15 protein-coding genes, 2 tRNA genes and 2 riboswitches are annotated in these 22,743 nt (G+C 58.6%); of the genes, 3 read left to right on the forward strand and 14 right to left on the reverse strand.

What is annotated here, in order from left to right; all coding sequences use genetic code 11:
- Positions 1 to 28: 28 nt before the first annotated feature.
- On the reverse strand, positions 29 to 2,641 hold the full coding sequence (locus tag ACTG1K_RS19890; RefSeq protein WP_440006484.1) for a glycosyl hydrolase family 18 protein: 2,613 nt from the start codon (positions 2,639 to 2,641) through the stop codon (positions 29 to 31).
- Positions 2,642 to 2,740: 99 nt separating this feature from the next.
- Positions 2,741 to 2,828: riboswitch (cyclic di-GMP riboswitch) on the reverse strand.
- Between the two features lie 315 nt (positions 2,829 to 3,143).
- Here ACTG1K_RS19890 and ACTG1K_RS19895 point away from each other — a divergent pair.
- Positions 3,144 to 4,379, forward strand: coding sequence for a sensor domain-containing diguanylate cyclase (locus ACTG1K_RS19895; protein ID WP_440006486.1), 1,236 nt, complete (start codon positions 3,144 to 3,146; stop codon positions 4,377 to 4,379).
- Between the two features lie 130 nt (positions 4,380 to 4,509).
- Here ACTG1K_RS19895 and ACTG1K_RS19900 read toward each other — a convergent pair whose 3' ends face one another.
- Both ACTG1K_RS19900 and ACTG1K_RS19905 read right to left on the reverse strand, forming a co-directional pair.
- Positions 4,510 to 7,104, reverse strand: coding sequence for a glycosyl hydrolase family 18 protein (locus ACTG1K_RS19900; RefSeq protein ID WP_440006488.1), 2,595 nt, complete (start codon positions 7,102 to 7,104; stop codon positions 4,510 to 4,512).
- A 103-nt stretch (positions 7,105 to 7,207) separates the two neighbouring features.
- A riboswitch (cyclic di-GMP riboswitch) is annotated at positions 7,208 to 7,295 on the reverse strand.
- Positions 7,296 to 7,529: 234 nt separating this feature from the next.
- On the reverse strand, positions 7,530 to 10,985 hold the full coding sequence (locus ACTG1K_RS19905) for a hybrid sensor histidine kinase/response regulator (RefSeq protein ID WP_440006490.1): 3,456 nt from the start codon (positions 10,983 to 10,985) through the stop codon (positions 7,530 to 7,532).
- A gap of 214 nt (positions 10,986 to 11,199) precedes the next feature.
- Here ACTG1K_RS19905 and ACTG1K_RS19910 point away from each other — a divergent pair, with 214 nt between their 5' ends.
- Entirely contained in the window at positions 11,200 to 11,748 is a 549-nt protein-coding gene (locus ACTG1K_RS19910) for a DUF2975 domain-containing protein (protein WP_076495674.1), read from the forward strand.
- Positions 11,749 to 11,755: 7 nt separating this feature from the next.
- The gene (locus ACTG1K_RS19915) at positions 11,756 to 11,965 is read left to right on the forward strand and encodes a helix-turn-helix domain-containing protein (protein WP_005335250.1); all 210 of its coding nucleotides are present in this window, start codon (positions 11,756 to 11,758) and stop codon (positions 11,963 to 11,965) included.
- 282 nt (positions 11,966 to 12,247) lie between these two features.
- Here ACTG1K_RS19915 and pnp read toward each other — a convergent pair whose 3' ends face one another.
- The 11 genes from pnp to tpiA all read right to left on the reverse strand — a co-directional run bounded on the left by pnp (position 12,248) and on the right by tpiA (position 22,621).
- A complete protein-coding gene (gene pnp / locus ACTG1K_RS19920; RefSeq protein WP_440006492.1) occupies positions 12,248 to 14,386 on the reverse strand; it encodes a polyribonucleotide nucleotidyltransferase in 2,139 nt (712 codons plus the stop codon).
- A 167-nt stretch (positions 14,387 to 14,553) separates the two neighbouring features.
- Positions 14,554 to 14,823: a 30S ribosomal protein S15 gene (gene rpsO, locus ACTG1K_RS19925; protein WP_005338797.1), complete on the reverse strand. Its 270-nt coding sequence runs from the start codon at positions 14,821 to 14,823 to the stop codon at positions 14,554 to 14,556.
- 144 nt (positions 14,824 to 14,967) lie between these two features.
- Positions 14,968 to 15,918, reverse strand: a complete 951-nt coding sequence (gene truB, locus ACTG1K_RS19930; protein WP_005338798.1) for a tRNA pseudouridine(55) synthase TruB — start codon at positions 15,916 to 15,918, stop codon at positions 14,968 to 14,970.
- 1 nt (position 15,919) lies between these two features.
- Positions 15,920 to 16,357, reverse strand: a complete 438-nt coding sequence (gene rbfA, locus ACTG1K_RS19935) for a 30S ribosome-binding factor RbfA (RefSeq protein WP_005338799.1) — start codon at positions 16,355 to 16,357, stop codon at positions 15,920 to 15,922.
- 55 nt (positions 16,358 to 16,412) lie between these two features.
- Positions 16,413 to 19,106: a translation initiation factor IF-2 gene (gene infB / locus ACTG1K_RS19940; protein WP_005338806.1), complete on the reverse strand. Its 2,694-nt coding sequence runs from the start codon at positions 19,104 to 19,106 to the stop codon at positions 16,413 to 16,415.
- A 20-nt stretch (positions 19,107 to 19,126) separates the two neighbouring features.
- Entirely contained in the window at positions 19,127 to 20,629 is a 1,503-nt protein-coding gene (nusA, locus tag ACTG1K_RS19945; protein WP_440006494.1) for a transcription termination factor NusA, read from the reverse strand.
- Between the two features lie 14 nt (positions 20,630 to 20,643).
- On the reverse strand, positions 20,644 to 21,102 hold the full coding sequence (rimP, locus tag ACTG1K_RS19950) for a ribosome maturation factor RimP (protein WP_005338809.1): 459 nt from the start codon (positions 21,100 to 21,102) through the stop codon (positions 20,644 to 20,646).
- Positions 21,103 to 21,268: 166 nt separating this feature from the next.
- Positions 21,269 to 21,345, reverse strand: a tRNA-Met gene (locus tag ACTG1K_RS19955).
- Between the two features lie 92 nt (positions 21,346 to 21,437).
- Positions 21,438 to 21,522: transfer RNA gene (locus tag ACTG1K_RS19960), tRNA-Leu, on the reverse strand.
- 7 nt (positions 21,523 to 21,529) lie between these two features.
- Positions 21,530 to 21,856 carry a preprotein translocase subunit SecG gene (gene secG / locus ACTG1K_RS19965; RefSeq protein ID WP_005338811.1) on the reverse strand — a complete coding sequence of 109 codons (327 nt, stop codon included), beginning with the start codon at positions 21,854 to 21,856 and terminating at the stop codon, positions 21,530 to 21,532.
- Positions 21,857 to 22,621 carry a triose-phosphate isomerase gene (gene tpiA, locus ACTG1K_RS19970; RefSeq protein ID WP_440006496.1) on the reverse strand — a complete coding sequence of 255 codons (765 nt, stop codon included), beginning with the start codon at positions 22,619 to 22,621 and terminating at the stop codon, positions 21,857 to 21,859.
- Positions 22,622 to 22,743 lie beyond the last annotated feature (122 nt).

Here is a 22,743-nt window from a genome sequence, read left to right on the forward strand (position 1 = left end):
GCCATGCCCCGTCATCGGTGAGGAGGCCTCAGTTACAGCTTGCTGCCCCGATATCCAGCCAGACATCGTGCTTGCCCGGCTCATTGCCTTGAGTCCACCACTTGGCCTTCCACTGACGGCCGTTGTGGTTGGTGAGATCCCCGCCGTTGTAGGCAACGACTGCGTTCCAGCCCAGATCAACCTGACTCACCAGCGCCCACTGATCGGCGGCGCGGCTCGGCTCATTACCCTGAGTCCAGAACTTGGCACGCCATACCAGCTGGTTGTGGCTCACCTTGTCACCGCCGTTGTAGACCTTGCTGGCCTGCCATGCGGGAACGTTGGCTGCTTCCGGATCTGTGGTGTTGCAAGAGCCACCCTCACCACCTTCGTTGATTGGCGTGACGGTGAGACGGGTGGCCGCGTTGGCATCGAGTGCGCCATCGGAGACGGTCACAGAGAGGTCATAACCGGTTTCGACATCGACCGCCGGGCCGGTGACCACCAGGGTGGCACTGTTCTGGCCGGTCGCCGTGATACCGGCAGGCACTTGCCATTGATAGATCAGCTCGTCGTCGTTGGGGTCGGATGCCTTGGCGGTGATGGTCACCTGCTTGCCCTCTTCCACCTTGACGCTGGCAGGCAAAGTCACCACCGGAGGCAGGTTGGGCTGCGGCGCCTTGTTGGTGACTACCACCTGATCGCGAGCGGTGAGGTTGTGGTCGTCGGTCACTGCCAGCTCGAACACCAGCGCGGTATCGGCACTGACGGCATTCACATCGACCCGCACCTTGGCCTGCGTGGTATCACCCAGCACGGCTTGCGGACCGGAGACCTGCTTCCAGCTGTAGGTCAGGGAGCCTTTTTCCGGATCGTGGGAGGCTGAGCCATCCAGCGTCAGGGTAGCCGGGCCGGTCACCGCCACATCGCTGCCCGCGTTAGCCACTGGCGGCTTGTTGGCTGGTGGGGTAACCCCTTCACCGTGGCCGAGACCTTCATGCATGGCGTTGAGGATATCGCCGTTGTCGGCATCGATCTCCCAGGAGAAGAGCCCGCCCAGCTTGTTGGCCAGCACGTATTGGCCTTTCGCCTTGACCGAGCGCTCGTCGTCATAGGTGATCAGCTCGCCGGTGGAGGGCTTGAACAGGGTGGCCGCTTCGGCAGTCTCGTCGTAGTTGTACTCCCAGCCTGCGCCCATATGGCTGTTGACGATGTGGCGATAATCCAGCACGCCATCTTCCCAGGTGCCTTTGATCTTGCCGGTGGCGGTGCCGGTGAAGGGATCGTTGCCCTGATATCCGCTCACCCCTTTCCAGCCGCGACCGTAGGCGGCGGCACCGATCACCAGCTTTTCCGAGTCGACCCCTTGCGCCAGCAGTTGCTGTACCGCTGCATCAGTGTTGTAGCGCTTGTTGGCCGAGCCGTTGGTGGCCTGATAGAGGTTGGCCTGATGACCCAGGGAGGTATTGCTCCAGGCACCGTTGTAGTCGTAGCTCATCACGAAGAGGTGGTCCATGTACTGCTGGGCAGCCTTGTAATCCACATCCTCAATCTTGTCGTAACCGGCCCCGATGGCGGAGGTGAGCTGATAGGTGCGACCGGTCTCGGCCTCCAGCTCGTCGAGCATGGCGCGCAGATCCTTCATGATCAGCACATAGGTTTCCCCATCTTTGGTCTTGTCCCCCAGATTGGGGTTGGCACCGTCGCCGCCCGGGAACTCATAGTCGATGTCGACACCGTCGAAGAACTTCCAGGTCTGCAGGAACTCTTTGACCGAGGCGACGAACACGTCACGCTTGGCCTTGTCATGCATGAAGAAGAAGGGGTCGGAGAGGGTCCAGCCACCGACGGAGGGGAGGATCTTCAGGTCCGGATAGGCCTGCTTGAGGGCCATCAGATTGCCGAAGTTGCCCTTGTAGGGCTCATCCCAGGCGACCAGTGACCCCTGCCCTTTTTGCAGCGCGGCCCAGGGATCGTGAATGGCGACCTGGAAATCCTTGCGCCCGGCACAGGCACGTTGCAGCGCCTGGAAGCTGCCGGCAATCTCTTTGAGGCTGTCGTTGAGGCCATCACCGCCACAGATCGGGGTGAAGCCATAGAGGATATGGGTCAGGTTCTGGGCCGGCAGCTTGTCCACGGTGAAGTTGCGATCATAGCCCCCCCACTCCACATAGTAGGTACCGACCACCTTGCCGGACTTGTTGACATAGGGTTTGTTATTCTCCTGCAGGGCAGGCTTGAGCGGCGCAAGGTGGCTGCCATCGGTATCGGCGACCACGATCTCCTTGGCATCAGACAGGGTGCAGCCATCGCCGTTGCACAGCGCGACCTGCATCTGATAGCGGCCCCCCTTGTGCACCTTGAAGGTGGCAGTGCCAGCGGCGGAAGAGGGACCGGACCAGACTTCCTTGCCATCCAGCAGCACCTTGGCACTCTGGCCGATATCGCCGTTCCAGAGATTCCAGGTGACGGTCACATCGGCGCCATCCTTCACCTTGACCAGCTCGTTATAAGCGGTCGCGGACTGGTTGACTTCGACGATGGCAAACTTGGTGGTGCCCCAACCGATAGCGGGTTTGCCGGGAGCTGCCGCATAAGCGGCGGAGGAGGCGAGCAGGGTACCGACCATCATGGCCAGCAGTGCGGGTTTTGGACTTAGCATATTGCTTTCCTTTTCGTTATTGGAAAAACGAAAGGGCAACGCAACACGACAGGTGACACAAAAACGGCCACCCCTTGGCAAAGGCAGCCTGCATTCTACTGTGGTGGCCCCGCTATCCTAGGTCGTCTTGACCCTTAGACCGGAAGCTTTGCGTCCCGACTTTTCAATCGGTTTGCCCTTGTCACAACGTTATTTCTGGCGATAAATAATCGCCGATTGACTGTAGGGTAATTCTGATAAGTAAGCAAATAGGACCATTGCCAGCCCACCAGTTACCAACCCCGACAATTACCCACTTTCAAGAAATTAATGTTTAAAAAACAGCCGGATATGCAGACCTAATCTCATCACCTCCAACCAGATACCTCACACCATTTTTTTGATCTGCATCACACCAAATTGAGAAAAATCAATGAGTAAGAACAATATGCGACAAAAGACCCATCTGTATCGCAACTAATGAATTTATAATCGCCGCTTTGCATGGCCAGCAGGTGTCTTCATGCCCAGCGAATTGCCCTCACGCACCCGGTTATCCAGATACGACAAATTTGTTCGTTTGACGATTTATGCCTTGCCACTGGCCGGGATGATCTGGCTTATCAACAGCCTCAATGGCTGGCAAAGGGCGCCGCTTGCCAGCACCTTGCTAGTCCAGAGCTACCTTATCTGCACCTTCTGGCTCTATCGCCACTACCGCTACCACCTGCACCGCCAGTGGCAGCATCTGAGTGAGGCGCTCAAGATCAACAAAACCACCGCCGAGCTGGCCCGCAACTCGGCGCAATACCAGACCGAAGAGGCCTTTCTGGAGGATCTGCTCAGACGAGCCGTGATGTTGATCCCGGGAGCCGAGATGGGCTGCCTGATCAAGCTGCTGCCGGGCACAGGCATGTTGAGATATGAAGCCGCCATCGGCATGGATCTGGTGAAACTGCGGCGGATCAATCTGCCGCTGGAGCACACCTTTCAGTACAAGCTGACTCAGGGGCGTTGCAACAAAACCTTGCTGATCAACGACCTGTCGAAGATAAATGCCACCATGCCCCTGTCCGAACAGGACAGAGAGCTGCTGGTCAACTGCACCGACCTGCCCATCCAGGCCACGCTGGCGACCCCGCTCCATATCGATGGTCAGCTCTACGGCATGATCAATATGGACAGCAGCAAACGTCATGCCTTTACCCGCTACGACAGCCACCTGATGGCGATCCTGGCGCGGGATATTCGCCACGCCATCACCATCTATCAGCAGTCCCGCCGCATCTATCAGCTGGCCAATACCGACCAGCTGACCGGGCTCGCCAATCGCCAGCAATTCGAACTCGCTCTGCAGGGGCAGCCGGAAGGCACCCTGCTGCTGATCGACATGGACAATCTCAAGCAACTCAATGACAGCAGTGGCCATTTGGCGGGTGATCAGGCCCTGCGCCTTATCGCAGATGGCATACGCCAGCACTTCGGTCAGGGGGTGATTGCCGCCCGATTTGGCGGGGATGAGTTTGTGCTACTCACCACTTTGACACCGACCGAGCTGCAACAGGCGATGGCCAGGCTGACGACCATGCTGGCCAGCGCCTCCCCCACTATCTCGTGCAGCATGGGGATGGCCCCCTATCGTGGCGACTTTGCCGCCGCGTTTGCCAGAGCCGATGCCGACATGTACCAACACAAGCGGCACCACAAAGAGCAGCGTGCGGCACAGATGCCAGCTATCGGGGAGAGCATTAATCACTAGCCCGGAAGGGCTGCTTTGCAGGCACAAAAGAGAAGCTGGGTGGGGAAACCGATTAGCAGACCCGCCAGAATGTGGCGAAGCGGGGAGAATAAACGGGGCATGACCGGCATGCCCCGCCACCATTCAATGCTTATTTACAGCTGGCGGCTCCCACATCCTGCCAGACGTCGTGTTTGCCAGGCTCATTGCCCTTGGTCCAGTACTGCGCCTTCCACTGACGGCCGTTATGGGTGGTGAGCTCGCCACCGTTGTAGGCCACATTGGCATCCCAACCCAGTTGCACCTTGCTCACCAGCAGCCACTGATCCGCGGTGCGGCTCGGCTCGTTGCCCTGGGTCCAGTACTTGGCCTGCCACACCAGCTGGTTGTGGCTCACCTTGTCGCCGCTGTTATAGGTGCTTGCCGCTTTCCAGACTGGCCAGTTGGCCGCATCCGGATCGGTCGCCGTGCAACCACCGCCGCTGCTGGCCGGTTTGACCGTCAGACGGGTTGCCGCACTGGCATCCAGCCCGCCGTCGGAGACAGTGACGCTCAGGTCATAGCCGGTGTCGCTGGTGACGTTCGGGCCAGTCACCACCAGAGTGGCGCTGTTCTGACCCGTTGCGGTGATGCCTGCCGGCACACTCCACTGATAAGTCAACGGATCACCGTTCGGATCGGAGGCGGTCGCCTTGATGGTCACCTGCTTGCCCGCCTCCACAGAGGCCGTCGCAGGTACACTCACCACCGGCGCCAGATTGGCCTGCGGCGCCTTGTTGGTCACCACCACCTGATCCTTGGCACTCAACTGCTGGTCATCAGTCACTGTCAGCTCGAACACCAGATTGATGTCGGCAGCCACAGCATCCAGCACCACGCGGGCCTTGGCCTGAGTGGTATCAAGCAGGGCAGCCTGCGGCCCGGAGATCTGCTTCCAGCTGAAGCTGAGCGCGCTGTTTTCCGGATCGTGGGAGGCCGACCCATCCAGCGTCACCTCGGTAGGGCCGGTCACCTTGAGGTCACTGCCTGCATTGGCCAATGGCGGCTTGTTGGCTGGTGGAGTCGTCCCCTCGCCGTGGCCCAGCCCCTCGTGCATGGCGTTGAGGATGTCGCCGTTGTCGGCATCGATCTCCCAGGAGAAGAGGCCACCGAGCTTGTTGGCCAGCACATACTGCCCCTTGGCCTTGACCGAGCGCTCGTTGTCATAGGTGATGAGGTCGCCGGTCGCCGCCTTGAACAGATAGGGCGCCTCGGCCACCTCGTCATAGCCCTTCTCCCAGCCCGCCCCCATCCGGTTGTTGACGATGTCGCGGTAATCCACCACTCCGTCCTCCCAGGTGCCTTTCACCTTGCCGGTCGCCTTGCCGGTGAAGGGGTTGTTGCCCTGATAACCACTTACCCCAGTCCAGCCACGGCCATACATGGCGGCCCCGACCACCAGCTTGCCCGGTTCAACCCCCTGCGCCAGCAGCTGATTCACCGCCTTGTCGGTGGTGTACTTGGTATCGGGATCCCAGCTCGCCGCATAGAGGTTGGTCTGGTGGCCCAGCTCGGTGTTGCTCCAGGCACCGTTGTAGTCGTAGGTCATCATGAAGATGTGGTCCATGTAGGGCTGGGCCGCCTTGTAGTCCACATCCTGGATCTTGTCCCCCCCCGCACCAATGGCCGAGGTGAGCTCATACTGGCGACCAGTCTCGGCCTCCAGCTCGTCGAGCATGGCACGCAGCTCCTTCATCAGGGCCACATAAGTGGCGCCATCACTCGGGCTGCCCAGTTTCGGGTTGGCGCCCTGTCCGCCCGGGTACTCCCAGTCGATATCCACACCGTCGAAGAACTTCCAGGTCTGCAGGAACTCTTTCACCGAGCCGACAAACACATCGCGCTTGGTTTTGTCACCGAGGAAATAGAAGGGATCGGAGAGGGTCCAGCCGCCGACCGAGGGGAGGATCTTGAGGTTCGGATAGGCCTGCTTGAGCGCCATCAGGGCGCCAAAGTTGCCCTTGTAGGGCTCGTCATGGGCAGTGAGGCTGCCTTGCGGCATCTGGATGGCGGCCCAGGGATCGTGCATCGCCACCTTGAAGTCGGCGCGGCCGGCGCACGCCCGTTGCAGCGCCTGGAAGCTCCCTTCGATCTCCTTGAGGCTGTCGTTGAGGCCATCCCCGCCGCAGATGGGGGTGAAACCATAGAGGATATGGGTCAGGTTCTGGGCCGGGATCTTGTCGACCGTAAACTTGCGGCCATAGACCCCCCACTCCACATAGTAAGTCCCCACCACCTTGCCGGACTTGTTGGCGTAGGGCTTGTTGTTCTCCTGCAGCGGCGCCTTGAGTGGCGCCAGATGGCTGCCGTCGGTATCGGCGACCACGATCTCCTTGGCATCAGAGAGGGTACAGCCATCGGCGTTGCACAGCGCCACCTGCATCTGGTAGCGCCCCCCTTTCTTCACCTTGAATTTGGCGCTGCCCGCCGCGGCCGAGGGGCCGGACCACACCTCCTGACCATTGAGCAGTACCTTGGCACTCTGGCCCAGATCGCCGCTCCAGAGGTTCCAGTTCACCTCCACATCGGCGGCATCCTTTACCTTGACCAGATTGTTGTAGGCAGTAGCCGCCTGATCGACTTCAACGATGGAAAACTTGGTGGGGCCCCATCCGATGGTCGGCTTGCCGGGCGCCGCAGCATAAGCGGACGAGGCGCAGCACAGACCGACCGCGAGGGCCAGCATGGTAGGCTTTGGACTTAGCATTTTTTATATTTCCCTACTTCGTTATGTTGGCAACGAAAAGGGCTACGCCCTGACAGGTAACGCAGACGGCAGTGCGGCCTCTTGGCAAAGGTGCACAACAACCTGTGGTGGCCCCGCTATCTCAAGTACGGCTCATCCCTGGACCGGAAGCTTTGCGTCCCGATCTTGCGATCGGTTTGCCCTTCGGTTACTTCATTTGCGATGCAAAAAATCGCATCCCGACTATAGAGTGAGCCAATCCGGTCTGCCACTGTCGGCGTTCACCGACAGTGGCAAGCCAATACTGTAACTGGCGGCGATTGCGCAGGGAGATGAAGAGATCTTCGCCAATAAATCTCTGTTTTCGGCATTCATCCATGACCACGGGCCACAGGATCATTGCGCGGTTTTGTGAGCCGGTTCACGGCTTGCCGCCCCGGCTGCGGCTAGCGCAGCAGCAGGCTGTTCATCAGGGCGCGCAGTTTGAGTGGTTTGACCGGTTTGCTGATATAGCCATACCCCCGCTCGCGGATCTGCGCCTGCAGCTCGCTCTTGCGATCGGCACTGATGATGATGCCTCCCAGTTCATCGCCACACACCCGCTGCAGGGCAGCGAGCGCCTCCAACCCGGTCTTGCCATCGTCGAGGTGGTAATCGGAGAGCACCAGCCGTGGCACAAACCCCTCTGCTATCAGCGCCTCGGCTTCGGCCAGATCGACGGCGCAGCGCACCTCGCAGCCCCAGCGGCCGAGCAGGGTGCTCATGGCGGTCAGAATGTCCCGCTCGTTGTCGATACAGAGCACGGCTACACCTTCCAGCTGGCTGTCGCGCGCCACCGGCGCCGCCAGCTGATGGGCCGTGACCGGCCGGGTCGCCAGATTGAGGGTCACCGCAAAGACCGATCCCTTGCCCGGCCAACTCTGCAAAGTGAGCTGATGACCGAGCACCAGCGAGATGCCACGGGCGATGGCAAGCCCCAGACCCAGCCCCTGCTCCTTGGCGGTGCGAGAGTGATCGAGGCGGGAGAACTCGTCGAAGATCGCCTCCTGCTTGTCTTGCGGGATGCCGGGGCCGTTATCCCACACCTCGATGCGGATCTTCTCCCCCATCCGGCGGCAACCAAGCAGCACCCTGCCCCCCGGGTTGTAGCGAAACGCATTGGTCAGGAAGTTCTGCAGCACCCGGCGCAGTAGCCGCACATCGCTGTGTACCGCATGCTTGCTCTCCACCACCGAGAAGTGGATCCCTCCCGCCTGCGCCAGCACGCCAAACTCCGCCTTGAGGTTGTCGAGCAGATCGCGCAGGGCAAAGTCGAGCTTCTTGGCCTTGAACTTGCCCGCTTCGAGCCGCGAGATATCTAGCAGATCGGTGATGAGATCCTCGGTCGCCCCCAGCGCATCATCGATATGGCGGGCGATGCGGGCCTGCTCGCCAGCATCGGGCAGCATTTCCAGCAGGGAGGAGGTAAACAGCTTGGCGGCATTGAGGGGCTGGGTCAGATCGTGGCTGACCGCCGCCAGAAAACGGCTCTTGGATTGATTGGCCCGCTCCACCTGCTGGTTCACCAACAGCAGCTGGCGGTTGAGTTCGGAGAGCTCACGGGTGCGCTCGGCCACCCGCGCCTCCAGATGTTCGTTCGCTTCGCGCAGCACCCGCTCGGCGTCGCGAAACGGCGTGATGTCGGTAAAGGTCATGACGAAACCGCCGGCTGGCATGGGGTTGCCCTGCATCTCAATCACCCGCCCGTCCGGGCGCTCCCTCGCCGAGATATGGGCGCTGCCGCGTTTCATAAAGGCGACCCGCCGTGCCACGTGATCTTCGATATCGCCGGGGCCACAGAGCCCCTGCTGGGCGTTGTAGCGGATGATCTCCTCGATGGGACGCCCAGCCTGAATAAGCCCCGGCGGATAGTGGAACAGCTCGATGTAGCGGCGGTTCCAGGCCACCAGCCGAAGCTCCCTGTCCACCACCGAGATCCCCTGCCCGATATGCTCGATCGCCCCCTGCAGCAGGCCGCGGTTGAAGCGAAACACGTCGGAGGCCTCATCGACTATGGTGGCGATCTCCTCGAGCTGCATATTGCGTCCCTGCAGGGCCGAGGCGAGCACCAACCGCGCCGACGAGGTACCAAACACCCCCGCCAGCAGCCGCTCGGTGTGGGCAATCAGCTCGGCCGAAGCCTGCATCTGGGGCGCCAGGGTGCCGCCCCGCTCACCGGCGAAGCGACCAAAGGCACGCTTGACCCGGCTTGAGCCGACAAAGCGGGCCGCCAGCATCTCCAGCTCCTTGACCGAGACCCGCGCCTGATAGAGGGCAGCGGTATCGCGGCTCGGCTTGCCGACAAAGTTGGCCGCCTGCAGCCGCTCGCTCACCGCAGGGCGCGACAGCAGCGAGCCCGCCACATAACCGAGCAGGTTGAATAGCAGGCTCAGGAAGATGCACCAAGCTCCGAGACTCAGCTCGCGAAATGCGGGCCAGTCCGGCGGTGCCAGCAGTTCGGCCAGCGGTGAACCGGCCAACAGCCCGCTCTCCACCAGCAGGGTGACGAACCAGAGGCTCACCCCGAGGCTCAACCCAAGATATACCCCCTTGCGATTGCCGTGACGCCAGTAGAGACCGAGCAGCAGGGCCGGCGCAAACTGGGCCACCGCGCCAAAGGAGAGATAACCGATGCGCGACAAGCTGGTGAGGTCGCCGAGCCAAAGGTAGAGCCCCCAGGCCGCCAGCAAGATCAGCAGGATGGCGCCACGACGCACCTGCAATAGCAGCCGCACCAGCCGCTCGTCGCGCCCCTGCCGCCAGAAGCGGCGCAGCAGCACCGGCAGCACCAGATCATTGCTCACCATGATCGCCAGTGCGATGGTGCAGACGATCACCATGCCGGTGGCCGCCGAGGTGCCGCCGAGAAACGCCAGCATCGCCATGCCATCGAACCCGAGGGCCATCGGCAAACTGATCACATAGGTGTCGGAGGCCATGTCGGCCCCCACCCACTGCTTGCCCGCCAGCGCCAACGGCCAGATAAAGAGCCCCATCACGAACAGGTAGAGCGGGAAGATCCAGCGCGCCCAGTGCAGATCCTGCCCCTGATTGTTCTCCACCACAGTCACATGAAACTGGCGCGGCAGGCAGATGACGGCGCACATCGCCAACACCGTATAGATGGCAAGCTCCAACAGGTTGCCGGGGCTCACCGCCACCACCTGTGCAAAGAAGTCGCGGGTCACCTGCTCGTGAGTCTCGCTCGGTTTGCTCAGGATCAGCCAGAGGGCGAAGCCCCCCACCGTGATAAAGGCCAGCAATTTGACCACCGACTCGAAAGCAATGGCCACCACCATCCCCCTGTGGTGCTCGGTGGCATCGAGATGGCGGGTGCCGAACAGGATGCTGAACAGCGCCAGCAGCAGAGTAACCCCGAGCGCCAGCTCGCTGGTATTGCTGGTCGGGCTGATGCCGCCGCTGTTGACCATCAGCAGATCCAGCCCGGTGACGATGGCTTTGAGCTGCAACACCAGATAGGGGAGGATCCCCATGATGGCGATGAGGGCGATCACCATGGCAAGCCGCTGGGATTTGCCGTAACGGGCGGCGATAAAGTCAGCGATGGAGGTGATGTGCTCGCGCTTGGCCACCAGAATAAGGCGGGCCAGCAGCCGCCAGCCAAACAGAAAGACCAGCATGGGGCCAAGGTAGATGGGCACCGGCGACCAGGGGGATTCACTCGCCTGCCCCACGGTGCCGAAGAAGGTCCAGGAGGTGCAGTAGACCGCCAGCGACAGGCTGTAGAGCAGCGGTTGTCCCTTGAGACGGTGCCGTTTGTGCTTGTCTGCCACGAAGGCGATCAGAAACAGCAGCCCCAGATAGGTGAGCGACAATCCGATCAGCAGCCATCCCTGGTGCATCGATAACTCCTTGTCCATGTTGAGTTTTTGTATACAACCTCGCCAGTCTAGAGAGGCTGCAGCCAAAAGTCATCCCCTTCGGACAGATTGAAATTATCGTTTTTCAATAAGTTTCATCTTGACTGTATATCGTAAAACAATAAACACTACGGTGTGAATATTGATAAACGATAAACTTTACCTTTCAGATAAAACCATCACAGTGAGGAATGAGATGATCTCCAACAAACTAGAACGCTCGAGCATGCTGATCGAATGGCTGCTGCTGCTGGCACTGCTGGCTACCCCTTTGATCACCTTGCTGGAGGTGTGGACCCCCTTCGGTGGCGCCGATTTTCTGCAGGAGAAGCTCAACACCATCTTGAGCCGCCCCGGCATCAATCCTGCCGACTATCCCCTTCACTTCTCCACCCGGCTGCTCGGCACCCTGGTACAGTTGTTGCCGGATCTGGTCTTTATGATGATGCTCTGGCAACTGCGTCAGCTGTTTCGCGGCTACCGCGCCGGTCTGCTCTTCACCTTCGAGCAGATCCGCCGCTACCGGCAGATCGGACTGCTGCTCTGTGCAACCTTCCTGGTCGAGTTGATCCTGACCCCCTTGCTGGATACGGTGCTCACCATGAGAGGCCCGGAAGTACTAGGTACCATAGCGCTGAGTACCTCAGATTTCCGGGTACTGCTGGCGGGACTGATCGTACTGGCGCTGGCACTGGTCATGCGCGAGGCAAAACTGCTGGCCGATGAACAGCAACTGACGGTGTGAGGATCCTATGCCCATTATCATCCGCCTCGATGCACTGCTGGCCGAGCGCAAAATGACCGCCCGCGAACTGGCCCAGCGTATCGACATCACCGAGGCCAACCTCTCGATCCTCAAGAATGGCCACGCCAAGGCGGTGCGCTTCTCCACTCTGGAGGCCATCTGCCGTGAACTCAAATGCCAGCCCGGCGATCTGCTGGGCTACGAGCAGGAGCGCTAACCCCCTTATGAGTCGTCATATCACCCTGTTTGCCCTGTGGCTGCAGATGCCTCGGCCCAACAGTCGTTTTTGTTCGCTACCAATCAGTGGCTATTGACCGAATGGGGCAATCTGGTGCGCCAGCTTGGGAGCCAGGGGAGATCTATCTGCCGGATAGCAGTTGCCAACAGTTGCCAGATGTCAACCAGCCGCAGCTGATCTTGCCATAAAAAAAGTCCGGCTCCCATTGGGGAGCCGGACTTTTTACATCAACCGGAACCGATCCGGTATCAGGCGAGCAGATTACTCTGCAGCAGGCGCTTCTTCAGCGGCGTCAGCAGCAGGTGCAGCTGCTTCGGTCGGGGCGTTCGCTTCCTTAATGGAGAGACGTACGCGGCCCTGACGATCCACTTCCAGTACCTTCACCTTGACTACGTCACCGATGGTCAGGTGGTCAGCCACGTTCTGCACGCGAGCGTCGGTGATCTGGGAGATGTGTACCAGACCATCTTTGCCCGGCAGAATGTTGACGAATGCACCGAAATCGGCCAGACGGACAACTTTACCTTCATAGATGCGGTTCACTTCGATCTCGGCGGTGATGGCCTCGATGCGACGGATCGCTTCCATGGCGGCTTCGTTGGCCACGGCGGAGATACGTACAGTACCGTCATCGTCCAGCTCGATGTTGGTGCCGGTCTCTTCGGTCAGCGCACGGATCACGGAACCACCCTTACCGATCACATCCTTGATCTTCTCAGGATTGATCTTGATGGTGTGGATACGCGGTGCGAAATCGGAAATCTGGGCACGCGGAGCCTGGATAGCTTCATCCATCACTTTCAGGATGTGCAGACGAGCGCCACGAGCTTGCTTCAGCGCAATCTCCATGATCTCTTTGGTGATGCCTTCGATCTTGATGTCCATCTGCAGCGCGGTCACACCTTCGGTGGTACCGGCTACTTTGAAGTCCATGTCGCCCAGGTGATCTTCGTCACCCAGAATGTCGGACAGCACGACGAAACCTTCTTTTTCCTTCACCAGACCCATGGCGATACCGGCAACGGAGGCCTTGATCGGCACACCGGCATCCATCAGCGCCAGAGAGGAACCACAGACAGACGCCATGGAGGAGGAACCGTTGGATTCGGTGATTTCAGAGACCACGCGCACCACGTACGGGAACTCGGCGGCGCTCGGCATCACGGCAGCAACGCCGCGCTTGGCCAGACGGCCGTGACCGATTTCACGACGCTTCGGGCTACCCATCATGCCGGTCTCACCGACGCAGTATGGCGGGAAGTTGTAGTGCAGCATGAAGCGATCGGCACGGTTGCCGGTCAGCTCGTCGATGTTCTGGGCGTCACGCTCGGTACCCAGAGTGGCGACCACGATGGCCTGAGTTTCACCACGGGTGAACAGGGCAGAGCCGTGAGCACGGGGCAGAATACCGGTACCTACGCTCAGGGCGCGGATCATTTCCGGATCGCGACCATCGATACGCGGCTCACCACGTACTACGCGACCACGAACGATGCGGCTTTCCAGGCTGTGGAACTCTTCGCCGATCTTCTTGGCATCTTCTTCCACACCGGAAGCGATAACTTGCTCAACCACACGACCCTTGATGGCTGCGATGGTTTCGTAACGGACAGCCTTCTCGGTGATGCGATAGGCTTCACCCAGTTCGGCGCTCGCCAGCTCGGCAACCTTGGCTTTCAGCGCTTCGTTGACGGCAGGCGGAGTCCAGTCCCACGGCTTGGTGCCGACGGCAGCGGCAAACTCGTTGATCGCATTGATCACGGTCTGCATCTGCTCGTGACCGTATACCACGGCGCCCAGCATCACTTCTTCGGAAAGGATGGCCGCTTCGGACTCAACCATCAGCACGGCATTGGCAGTACCGGCAACCACCAGATCCAGATCGCTCTGCGGCAGTTCGGTAGTGGTCGGGTTCAGCACATACTGACCGTTCATGTAACCCACGCGAGCAGCACCGATCGGGCCGCCAAACGGGATACCGGAGATGGCCAGTGCAGCAGAGGCACCGATCATGGCAACGATGTCGGGGGATACGGCCGGATTCACGGACATTACGGTCGCAACGACCTGAACCTCATTGAGGAAGCCTTCCGGGAACAGCGGACGAATAGGACGGTCGATCAGACGGGAGATGAGGGTCTCGCCTTCGCTCGGACGGCCTTCACGACGGAAGAAACCACCCGGGATACGACCAGCAGCATAGGTACGCTCCTGGTAGTTGACGGTCAGCGGGAAGAAATCACGGCCGTGATCGGCCTCTTTCTTGCCGACTACGGTCACAAATACGCAGGTATCGTCCATGCTGACCATAACGGCCGCAGTGGCTTGACGGGCCATCACACCGGTTTCCAGAGTGACGGTGTGTTGACCGTACTGGAATGACTTTACAATAGGATTCACGTGAATTTCCTTTTTACAATTTGGCTCTTTAAATTCGCGCACAAGTATACTTGATTCGATGCAAAAGGTAAGCGGCGACGCGAATTCTGTGAGGCAGGCAACGGCTTGAAGAGCAATAAAAAAGGGGAACCTGACGGTTCCCCTTTTTCGCGAAATCTGATGGTCGATTAACGACGCAGACCCAGCTTGGCGATTAGAGCAGCATAACGCTCGGAATCTTTACGCTTCAGGTAGTCCAGCAGCTTACGACGCTGGGAAACCATGCGCAACAGACCGCGACGACCGTGGTGGTCCTTGGAGTGCTCTTTGAAGTGACCTTGCAGATGGTTGATCTGGGCAGTCAGCAGGGCAACTTGCACTTCGGGGGAACCGGTGTCGTTGGCGCAACGAGCGTTGTCAGCAACGATTTGAGCTTTGATCTCAGCATTTAGAGACATGGTAATACTCCAGTAGAGTGTTTAAAGGTTCACAGCCAATCTCTAATTCAGCCGTGAAATGAGGGCGGTATCATAATCGTCCCCGCCCCTTTTCGCAACGATAAAGAGGCGAAACGGGAAAGACGCGCTGATACCGCCTGAGGATCACTCCTCGTCGTGATAACGCACCAGTCGCTTGGGAGCGACGCGGCCATCATCATCAATCTCGCCAACCCCGATGAACTCGCGCTCCGGGCCGACCGTCATGCGAACCTGACCGCTTTGCGGCGCACCTGCCACCTGCACGGCCTGGCCCTGATTCACATAGGCAGCCACAACCGCCAGCATGTTCACCTCGGGCAAGCTTGCTACGGCGGTGTCCATCGGCAGCAACAGCGGATCCAGCTGCTCGCGCGGCGGGATGCTCTCGGCCTTGGCCTGCTCGAAGATGCACTCGAGTTGCTCCAGAGTCAGCATCCGCTCGTACGGATAACTGGCCACCTGGGTACGGCGCAACTGGGTCACGTGGGCGCCACAGCCCAGCACTTCACCCAGATCATCCACCAGAGAGCGGATGTAGGTGCCCTTGCTGCAGTGCACTTCAAGGCGCACCTCATCACCTTCAAAGCTCAGCAGTTTGAGCTCGAATACGGTGATGGGACGGGCTTCACGCTCGATTTCGATGCCTTCGCGGGCATATTCGTAGAGCGGACGGCCGTTGTGCTTGAGCGCGGAGTACATGGAGGGCACCTGCATGATGGGGCCGCGGAACTGGTCCAGCGCCTCGATCAGGGTTCCGACAGCCACGTTCACCGGACGGGTGGAGACCACCTCACCATCGGAGTCGCTGGTGTTGGTGCGCTCGCCCAGTTTGGCGGTCACCTCATAGCGTTTGTCCGCTTCCAGCAGATACTGGGAGAACTTGGTGGCCTCGCCGAGGCAGATCGGCAGCATGCCGGTCGCCAGCGGATCCAGTGCGCCGGTGTGACCGGCCTTGGCGGCGTTGTAGATGCGCTTGACCTTCTGCAACACATCGTTGGAGGTCAGGCCGGTCGGCTTGTCCAGCAGCAGAATGCCGTGCACATCACGGCCCTTGAAACGACGTCTTCGGGTCATCTCAGGCTTTATCCTCAGTCGTGTCATCCGGTGCGGATTCAGCTTCTTCGTCACGGCCGGATTCGGCCATGCGACGCTTGTCTTCACGCACAGTGTTGGTCACCAGGTTGGAGAGACGCATCCCCTCGACCAGGGTCTGATCGTAGTAGAAACGCAGCTCGGGCACCACGCGCAGACGCATGGCACTGCCCAGCAGACTACGGATATATCCGGCTGCTTCGGTCAGACCCTGCAAGCCTTCCTTGATACGCTCGGCATCATTTTCCAGCTGCAAGAAGGTGACGTAAATCTTGGCATAGTTGAGGTCACGGGACACTTCCACATCGGAAACGGTCACCATGCCGATGCGCGGGTCTTTCACCTCGCGCTGCAGGATCAGCGCAATTTCACGCTGGATCTGCTGTCCGACCCGACGGGTCCGGCTGAATTCTCTGGCCATATTCTATCCTGCGATAAAAGGGGGCCGCGGCCCCCTATTTTGTCTAACTCTCGGCTTACAGAGTCCGTTGGATTTCAACAGTCTCGTAAACTTCGATCTGGTCGCCTTCGCGCACGTCGTTGTAGTTCTTGACCGCGATACCACACTCGTAGCCGTTGCGAACTTCGTTGACGTCATCCTTGAAGCGGCGCAGGGATTCCAGCTCGCCTTCATAGATAACCACGTTGTCACGCAGAACGCGGATACGGTTGGAACGCTTGACCACACCTTCGGTAACCATACAGCCGGCAACGGCGCCGAACTTCGGAGACTTGAAGACGCTACGCACTTCAGCCAGACCGATGATTTCCTGACGATACTCAGGGGCCAGCTTGCCGCTCATGGCCTGCTTCACTTCGTCGATCAGGTCATAGATGACGGAGTAGTAACGCAGATCCAGGCTCTCGGATTCGATGACCTTGCGCGCAGATGCGTCGGCACGGACGTTGAAACCAACCAGGATGGCGCTGGAAGCAGCAGCCAGGGTCGCGTCGGTTTCGGTGATACCACCTACGCCGGAACCCACGATCTTCACCTTCACTTCGTCGGTGGAGAGTTTGACCAGCGCATCGCAGATCGCTTCCACAGAACCTTGTACGTCGGCCTTGATCACCACGTTCACTTCGGACACTTCGCCCTCGGTCATGTTGGCGAACATGTTTTCCAGCTTGGCCTTCTGCTGGCGAGCCAGCTTGACTTCGCGGAACTTGCCCTGACGGTAGAGCGCCACTTCACGGGCTTTCTTCTCGTCACGGACAACGGTGGCTTCGTCACCGGCAGAGGGAACGCCGGACAGACCCAGGATTTCCACCGGCAGGGACGGACCCGCTTCCTTGATCTCGCGACCCAGTTCGTCACGCATGGCGCGAACACGGCCGTACTCGAGACCACACAGCACGATATCGCCCTGACGCAGAGTACCTTCTTGTACCAGTACGGTAGCAACCGGACCACGACCTTTATCCAGGAAGGATTCGATCACGACGCCGTTGGCCATGCCGTCAACCACCGCTTTCAGCTCCAGTACTTCAGCCTGGATCAGGATGGCTTCCAGCAGGTCGTCGATGCCTTCGCCAGACTTGGCGGATACGTGCACGAACTGGCAGTCTCCACCCCAATCTTCGGACATGACGTTGTAACGGGCCAGTTCGGTCTTGACGCGATCCGGATCCGCTTCCGGCTTGTCGATCTTGTTGACCGCAACAACCAGCGGTACACCGGCAGCCTTGGCGTGCTGGATAGCTTCGATGGTTTGCGGCATCACGCCGTCGTCAGCTGCAACAACCAGAACAACGATATCGGTCGCCTTGGCACCACGAGCACGCATGGAGGTAAACGCCGCGTGACCCGGAGTATCCAGGAAGGTGATCATGCCACTGTCAGTCTGGACGTGGTAAGCACCGATATGCTGGGTAATACCACCGGCTTCGCCAGCAGCAACCTTGGCTTTACGAATGTAGTCGAGCAGCGAGGTCTTACCGTGGTCAACGTGACCCATGATGGTCACGACCGGTGCGCGCGGCTTGGCTTCGGAGGTCTCGTCACGATCGGACAGTACCGCCTCTTCCAGCTCGTTCTCACGACGCAGCACAACCTTGTGACCCATCTCCTCGGCGACCAGCTGAGCGGTCTCCTGGTCGATCACCTGGTTGATGGTGGCCATGGCACCCATCTTCATCATCACCTTGATGACTTCAACGCCCTTGACAGCCATCTTGTTGGCCAGCTCGGCCACAGTGATGGTCTCGCCGATGACGACATCGCGGTTCACCACGGCAGCCGGCTTGTTGAAACCGTGCTTCATGGCGTTCGGCATGGCAACCTTGCCGCGCTTGCCTTTACGGGCACGCGGGTTACGAGAGTCGCGATCATCTTCACGACGACCGGCTTTCTTCGGTGCCTTGGCAGCTGCGGCAGTGCGGCGGCTGGTCTCTTCTTTCCGATCCAACTCGTCTTCTGCGGCTTGCGCATGCTTGTTGGTGGTCAGATGGTAGTCGCTGCTCTCTTTGGCGCGAGCGGCCTCTTCTTCAGCCCAGCGGGCTGCGTTCTGTTCCGCCATGAGACGAGCCTCTTCGGCTTTCTTCGCGGCGAGTTCTTCAGCTTTTTTCAAAGCTGTTTGTTCCTGTTGGCGCTTCAGTTCTTCTGCTTCGCGCTTGGCCATCTTTTCTGCCTCTTGCTGAGCTGTGCTACTGGCTGCTTTGGCGGGCTGTGAAGCCTGTCGAGCCTTTGATTGTGCCTCGATCCGCGCCTTTTCCTCAGCTTCACGACGAGCTTGCTCAGCCTCACGGCGAGCCTTCTCTTCAGCTTCGAGGCGAGCCTTCTCTTCGGCCTCGCGACGAGCTTTTTCTTCTGCTTCCAAACGCGCTGTTTCCTCGGCTTCCGCCTGACGCTGTTCATCTTCCAGCGCCGAGCGTCTTACATAGGTGCGAGACTTGCGCACTTCTACCTGCACTTCCTTGTTCTTGCCGCCAGTCCCCTGAACACTGATGGTGCTCTTGGTCTTGCGCTGCAAGGTCATGCGGGCAGGAGCGGCGACCTCGTCACCTCCATGCTGTTTCTTCAGGTGTGCCAGCAGAGCCTGTTTCTCAGACTCGCTGACCATGTCGTCGGCCTTGCTCTTGCTGATACCGGCATCGACAAACTGCTGGAGAAGACGATCAACCGGTGTGTCGATGTCAGTGGCAAGTTGTTTGACTGATACTTCTGCCATTCATTTTCCTCCGTTTGATCTTACTCGGACTGCTCTTCTCCGAACCAACAGATATTGCGAGCAGCCATAATGAGCTCACCTGCCTTCTCGGCAGTCAGCCCTTCAATATCAGCAAGGTCATCGATACCTTGCTCAGCCAAATCTTCCAGAGTGCCCACGCCACGGCCCGCCAGAGCGTAAGCCAGTTCGCGGCTCAGACCGTTCAGATTGAGCAGCTCTTCGGACGGCTCAACGCCATCGAAAGACTCTTCTTTGGCCAGTGCCTTGGTAGTCAGGGCATCTTTGGCGCGCTTGCGCAGCTCTTCGACCATGTCTTCATCCAGACCGTCGATAGCCAGCAGCTCGTTGACCGGTACAAAGGCGATCTCTTCCAGGGTAGAGAAGCCCTCTTCCATCAGCAGCCCGGCGAAATCGTCGTCGATATCCAGAGTGCTGGTGAACAGGTTCATGATGCGGTCGTTTTCGGCCTGGTGCTTGGCACGCATGTCCTCAACGGTCATCACGTTCAGCTCCCAACCGGTCAGCTGGGATGCCAGACGCACGTTCTGACCATTGCGACCGATGGCCTGAGCCAGGTTGGCAGCTTCCACGGCGATATCCATGGTGTGGTTGTCTTCATCAACGATGATGGAGGCCACATCGGCAGGCGCCATGGCATTGATCACGTACTGGGCCGGGTTGTCATCGTACAGCACGATGTCGGCACGCTCACCGCTCAGCTCGGCGGAGACAGCTTGCACACGGGCACCACGCATACCGATACAGGCACCGATCGGGTCGATACGACGATCGTTGGTCTTCACCGCGATCTTGGCGCGGGAACCCGGATCACGGGCAGCGCCCATGATTTCGATCATCTCTTCACCGATTTCCGGTACTTCGATACGGAACAGCTCTTTCAGGAAGTCCGGGCTGGAACGGCTGACAAACAGCTGGGAACCACGGGCTTCCGGACGAACTGCGTAGAGCAGGCCGCGGACACGGTCGCCCGGACGGAAGGTTTCACGCGGCAGCATGTCATCACGGAAGATCACGGCTTCAGCATTGCTGCCCAGATCCAGGATGACGTTGTCGCGGTTGCTCTTCTTGACCACACCACTGATGATGGTGCCTTCTTTATCTTTAAACTGATCAACTACTTGTGAACGCTCGGCTTCACGCACTTTCTGCACGATAACCTGCTTGGCGGTCTGGGTAGTGATACGGTCGAAAGTCACAGAGTCGATCTGGTCTTCAACATACTCACCGATCTGGATTTCCGGCTGATCAATCTGCGCCGCTTCCAGGGTGATTTCAGCGTAAGGGTTCTCCATCGCGGCTTGATCAGCAACGACCACCCAACGACGATAGGTATCGTAGTCACCGGTCTTGCGATCGATCTCGACCCGAACTTCAATCTCGCCTTCATATTTCTTCTTGGTCGCAGTCGCCAGCGCGGTTTCCAGAGCCTGGAAAATCTTCTCGCGGGGTACCGCCTTCTCGTTGGATACTGCGTCAACGACCAGCAAAATCTCTTTATTCATATCCGATAGCCTCGTTAACCAAAGTTCGGCACTATGTTCGCTTTTTGGATATTGGTGAAAGCCAACACGTCGTCCTTACCATCTACTGTCAGGGTGATCATGTCGCCTTGCACAGCTTTGATTACGCCTTTGAACTTGCGGCGGTTGTTTGTTGCCATCCGAAGCGTTACCGCCGCCTCTTGGCCAACGTATTTTTCGAAATGGGCAACCTTGAACAGGGGACGATCCAGGCCGGGGGAGGATACCTCGAGGTAATACTCCTCGGTGATGGGATCTTCGACGTCCATGATGGCGCCAACCTGATGGCTGACCTCAGCACAGTTCTCGACAGTCACACCCTGCTCGCCGTCGATATAGACACGCAAGGTGGAGTGTTTACCCGCACGGATAAACTCAATACCCCAAAGTTCAAAACCCAAGGCAACGACCGGAGCCTCGAGCAGATCGGTCAAACGTTGTTCCAACGTAGCCAAAGTCACCCTCCGAAAAACAAAAAAAGGGCATAAAGCCCAGATAGAGATCGATTCAGAGTAAATCGCACATAACAAAAAGCCCCGATGTCAAATCGGGGCTTGGCGCTTTACCCTGATTGTCGCCTCGCAGCGACCGCCTTCCTGAGCGTAGGAAATGCGTGAAATTTGGTTGCGGGGGCCGGATTTGAACCGACGACCTTCGGGTTATGAGCCCGACGAGCTACCATGCTGCTCCACCCCGCGTCCGAAATCGTGCGAGATTATAGCCACTTCACTCTCTCGATACAAGACTGACTGGCTATAATACACTCGGTTTCCCGAGCTCACTACTTAATTGGTGCCGTGGGCGGGACTCGAACCCGCACACCCTAGAGCACTACCCCCTCAAGATAGCGTGTCTACCAATTCCACCACCACGGCAAAACTCTTACTCGGGAACGTCAGTATCTTTCTTCACTGGCGCTTTGGTCTGCTCAACCTGTTGGGTTTGTTGCAGATTTTCCCATTCACTACCCTGCTTTACCTTGTTGCTGGACATAGATCCGAGCACCAGGCTGATAACGAAAAACAGAGTAGCCAAAATTGCTGTTGTTCGGGTCAGGAAACTGCCTGAACCACCGGAGCCGAATACTGTGTTCGATGCCCCTGCGCCGAAGGAGGCGCCCATATCAGCCCCTTTACCTTGCTGAATCATCACCAGACCAATCAGAGCCAGTGAAACCAGCAGATAAACGACTAAAAGAATCTCGTACATTTAACTTGCACCCTTTGCCGCTTCAACAATTCCTAAAAACGCATCGCTATCAAGACTTGCTCCGCCAATCAGTCCGCCATCAATGTCGGGCTGGGCAAACAAATCTCTGGCGTTGCTCGGCGTTACGCTCCCACCATAGATGATTCTAACTTTCTCACCTATTACCGGAGTATCCTCCGCCAAGCGACCACGTATAAAGGAATGAACCTCTTGTGCCTGCTCGGGTGTGGCGCATTTACCTGTACCTACAGCCCAAATCGGCTCGTAGGCGATGATAGCATTATCGAAAGCCATCGCGCCATTTTTCTCTATGACGATATCCAGCTCTTCAGCGATCACCTCGAAGGCTCTTCTCGCCTGCCTTGCCGCGCCTGATTCACCTAAACAGAGGATGGGAATCAAGCCTGCCGCTCTGGCTGCCGCAAACTTCTCTGCGACGATAAAACTGGTCTCACCAAAGAGACGCCTGCGCTCGGAGTGCCCTACCAATACGTAACGACACCCTGCCTCAACCAGCATCTGACACGAGATTTCTCCGGTGTAAGCGCCAGCCGCGTGCTGACTCACATTCTGAGCCCCCAACCTTATTACCTTCTGCTCATTGAGCAGTGAAGCGCTAAAGTCGAGATGCACATGGGAAGGACAGAGAACCACGTCTACTTTTCCGTCAACGCCCTTCAGACACTGACTCGTAAACTGCTCTAACTGCGACCTACTACCGTGCAACTTCCAGTTGGCTGCTACAAACGGCTTGCGATGTCCCATCGGCAACTCCCTTGCGAAAGCGGGGCTGATAATATCCATAGGATGCTCAGCTGACAAGTGCTATTTTTAAATTTTTGAATCGTTTGAACAAGATACAACCAGAGCGGCTAAAAAGCCGCCCT

The organism is Aeromonas sp. 102P (assembly GCF_051920345.1).
GTDB lineage: Bacteria > Pseudomonadota > Gammaproteobacteria > Enterobacterales > Aeromonadaceae > Aeromonas > Aeromonas veronii.

Excerpts from the sequence above, each read along its gene's own strand:
- ACTG1K_RS19890 (WP_440006484.1), bottom strand. The coding sequence starts at position 2,641 with ATGCTAAGTCCAAAACCCGCACTGCTGGCCATGATGGTCGGTACCCTG.
- ACTG1K_RS19895 (WP_440006486.1), top strand. The coding sequence starts at position 3,144 with ATGCCCAGCGAATTGCCCTCACGCACCCGGTTATCCAGATACGACAAA.
- ACTG1K_RS19900 (WP_440006488.1), bottom strand. The coding sequence starts at position 7,104 with ATGCTAAGTCCAAAGCCTACCATGCTGGCCCTCGCGGTCGGTCTGTGC.
- ACTG1K_RS19905 (WP_440006490.1), bottom strand. The coding sequence starts at position 10,985 with ATGCACCAGGGATGGCTGCTGATCGGATTGTCGCTCACCTATCTGGGG.
- ACTG1K_RS19910 (WP_076495674.1), top strand. The coding sequence starts at position 11,200 with ATGATCTCCAACAAACTAGAACGCTCGAGCATGCTGATCGAATGGCTG.
- ACTG1K_RS19915 (WP_005335250.1), top strand. The coding sequence starts at position 11,756 with ATGCCCATTATCATCCGCCTCGATGCACTGCTGGCCGAGCGCAAAATG.
- rpsO (WP_005338797.1), bottom strand. The coding sequence starts at position 14,823 with ATGTCTCTAAATGCTGAGATCAAAGCTCAAATCGTTGCTGACAACGCT.
- truB (WP_005338798.1), bottom strand. The coding sequence starts at position 15,918 with ATGACCCGAAGACGTCGTTTCAAGGGCCGTGATGTGCACGGCATTCTG.
- rbfA (WP_005338799.1), bottom strand. The coding sequence starts at position 16,357 with ATGGCCAGAGAATTCAGCCGGACCCGTCGGGTCGGACAGCAGATCCAG.
- infB (WP_005338806.1), bottom strand. The coding sequence starts at position 19,106 with ATGGCAGAAGTATCAGTCAAACAACTTGCCACTGACATCGACACACCG.
- nusA (WP_440006494.1), bottom strand. The coding sequence starts at position 20,629 with ATGAATAAAGAGATTTTGCTGGTCGTTGACGCAGTATCCAACGAGAAG.
- secG (WP_005338811.1), bottom strand. The coding sequence starts at position 21,856 with ATGTACGAGATTCTTTTAGTCGTTTATCTGCTGGTTTCACTGGCTCTG.
- tpiA (WP_440006496.1), bottom strand. The coding sequence starts at position 22,621 with ATGGGACATCGCAAGCCGTTTGTAGCAGCCAACTGGAAGTTGCACGGT.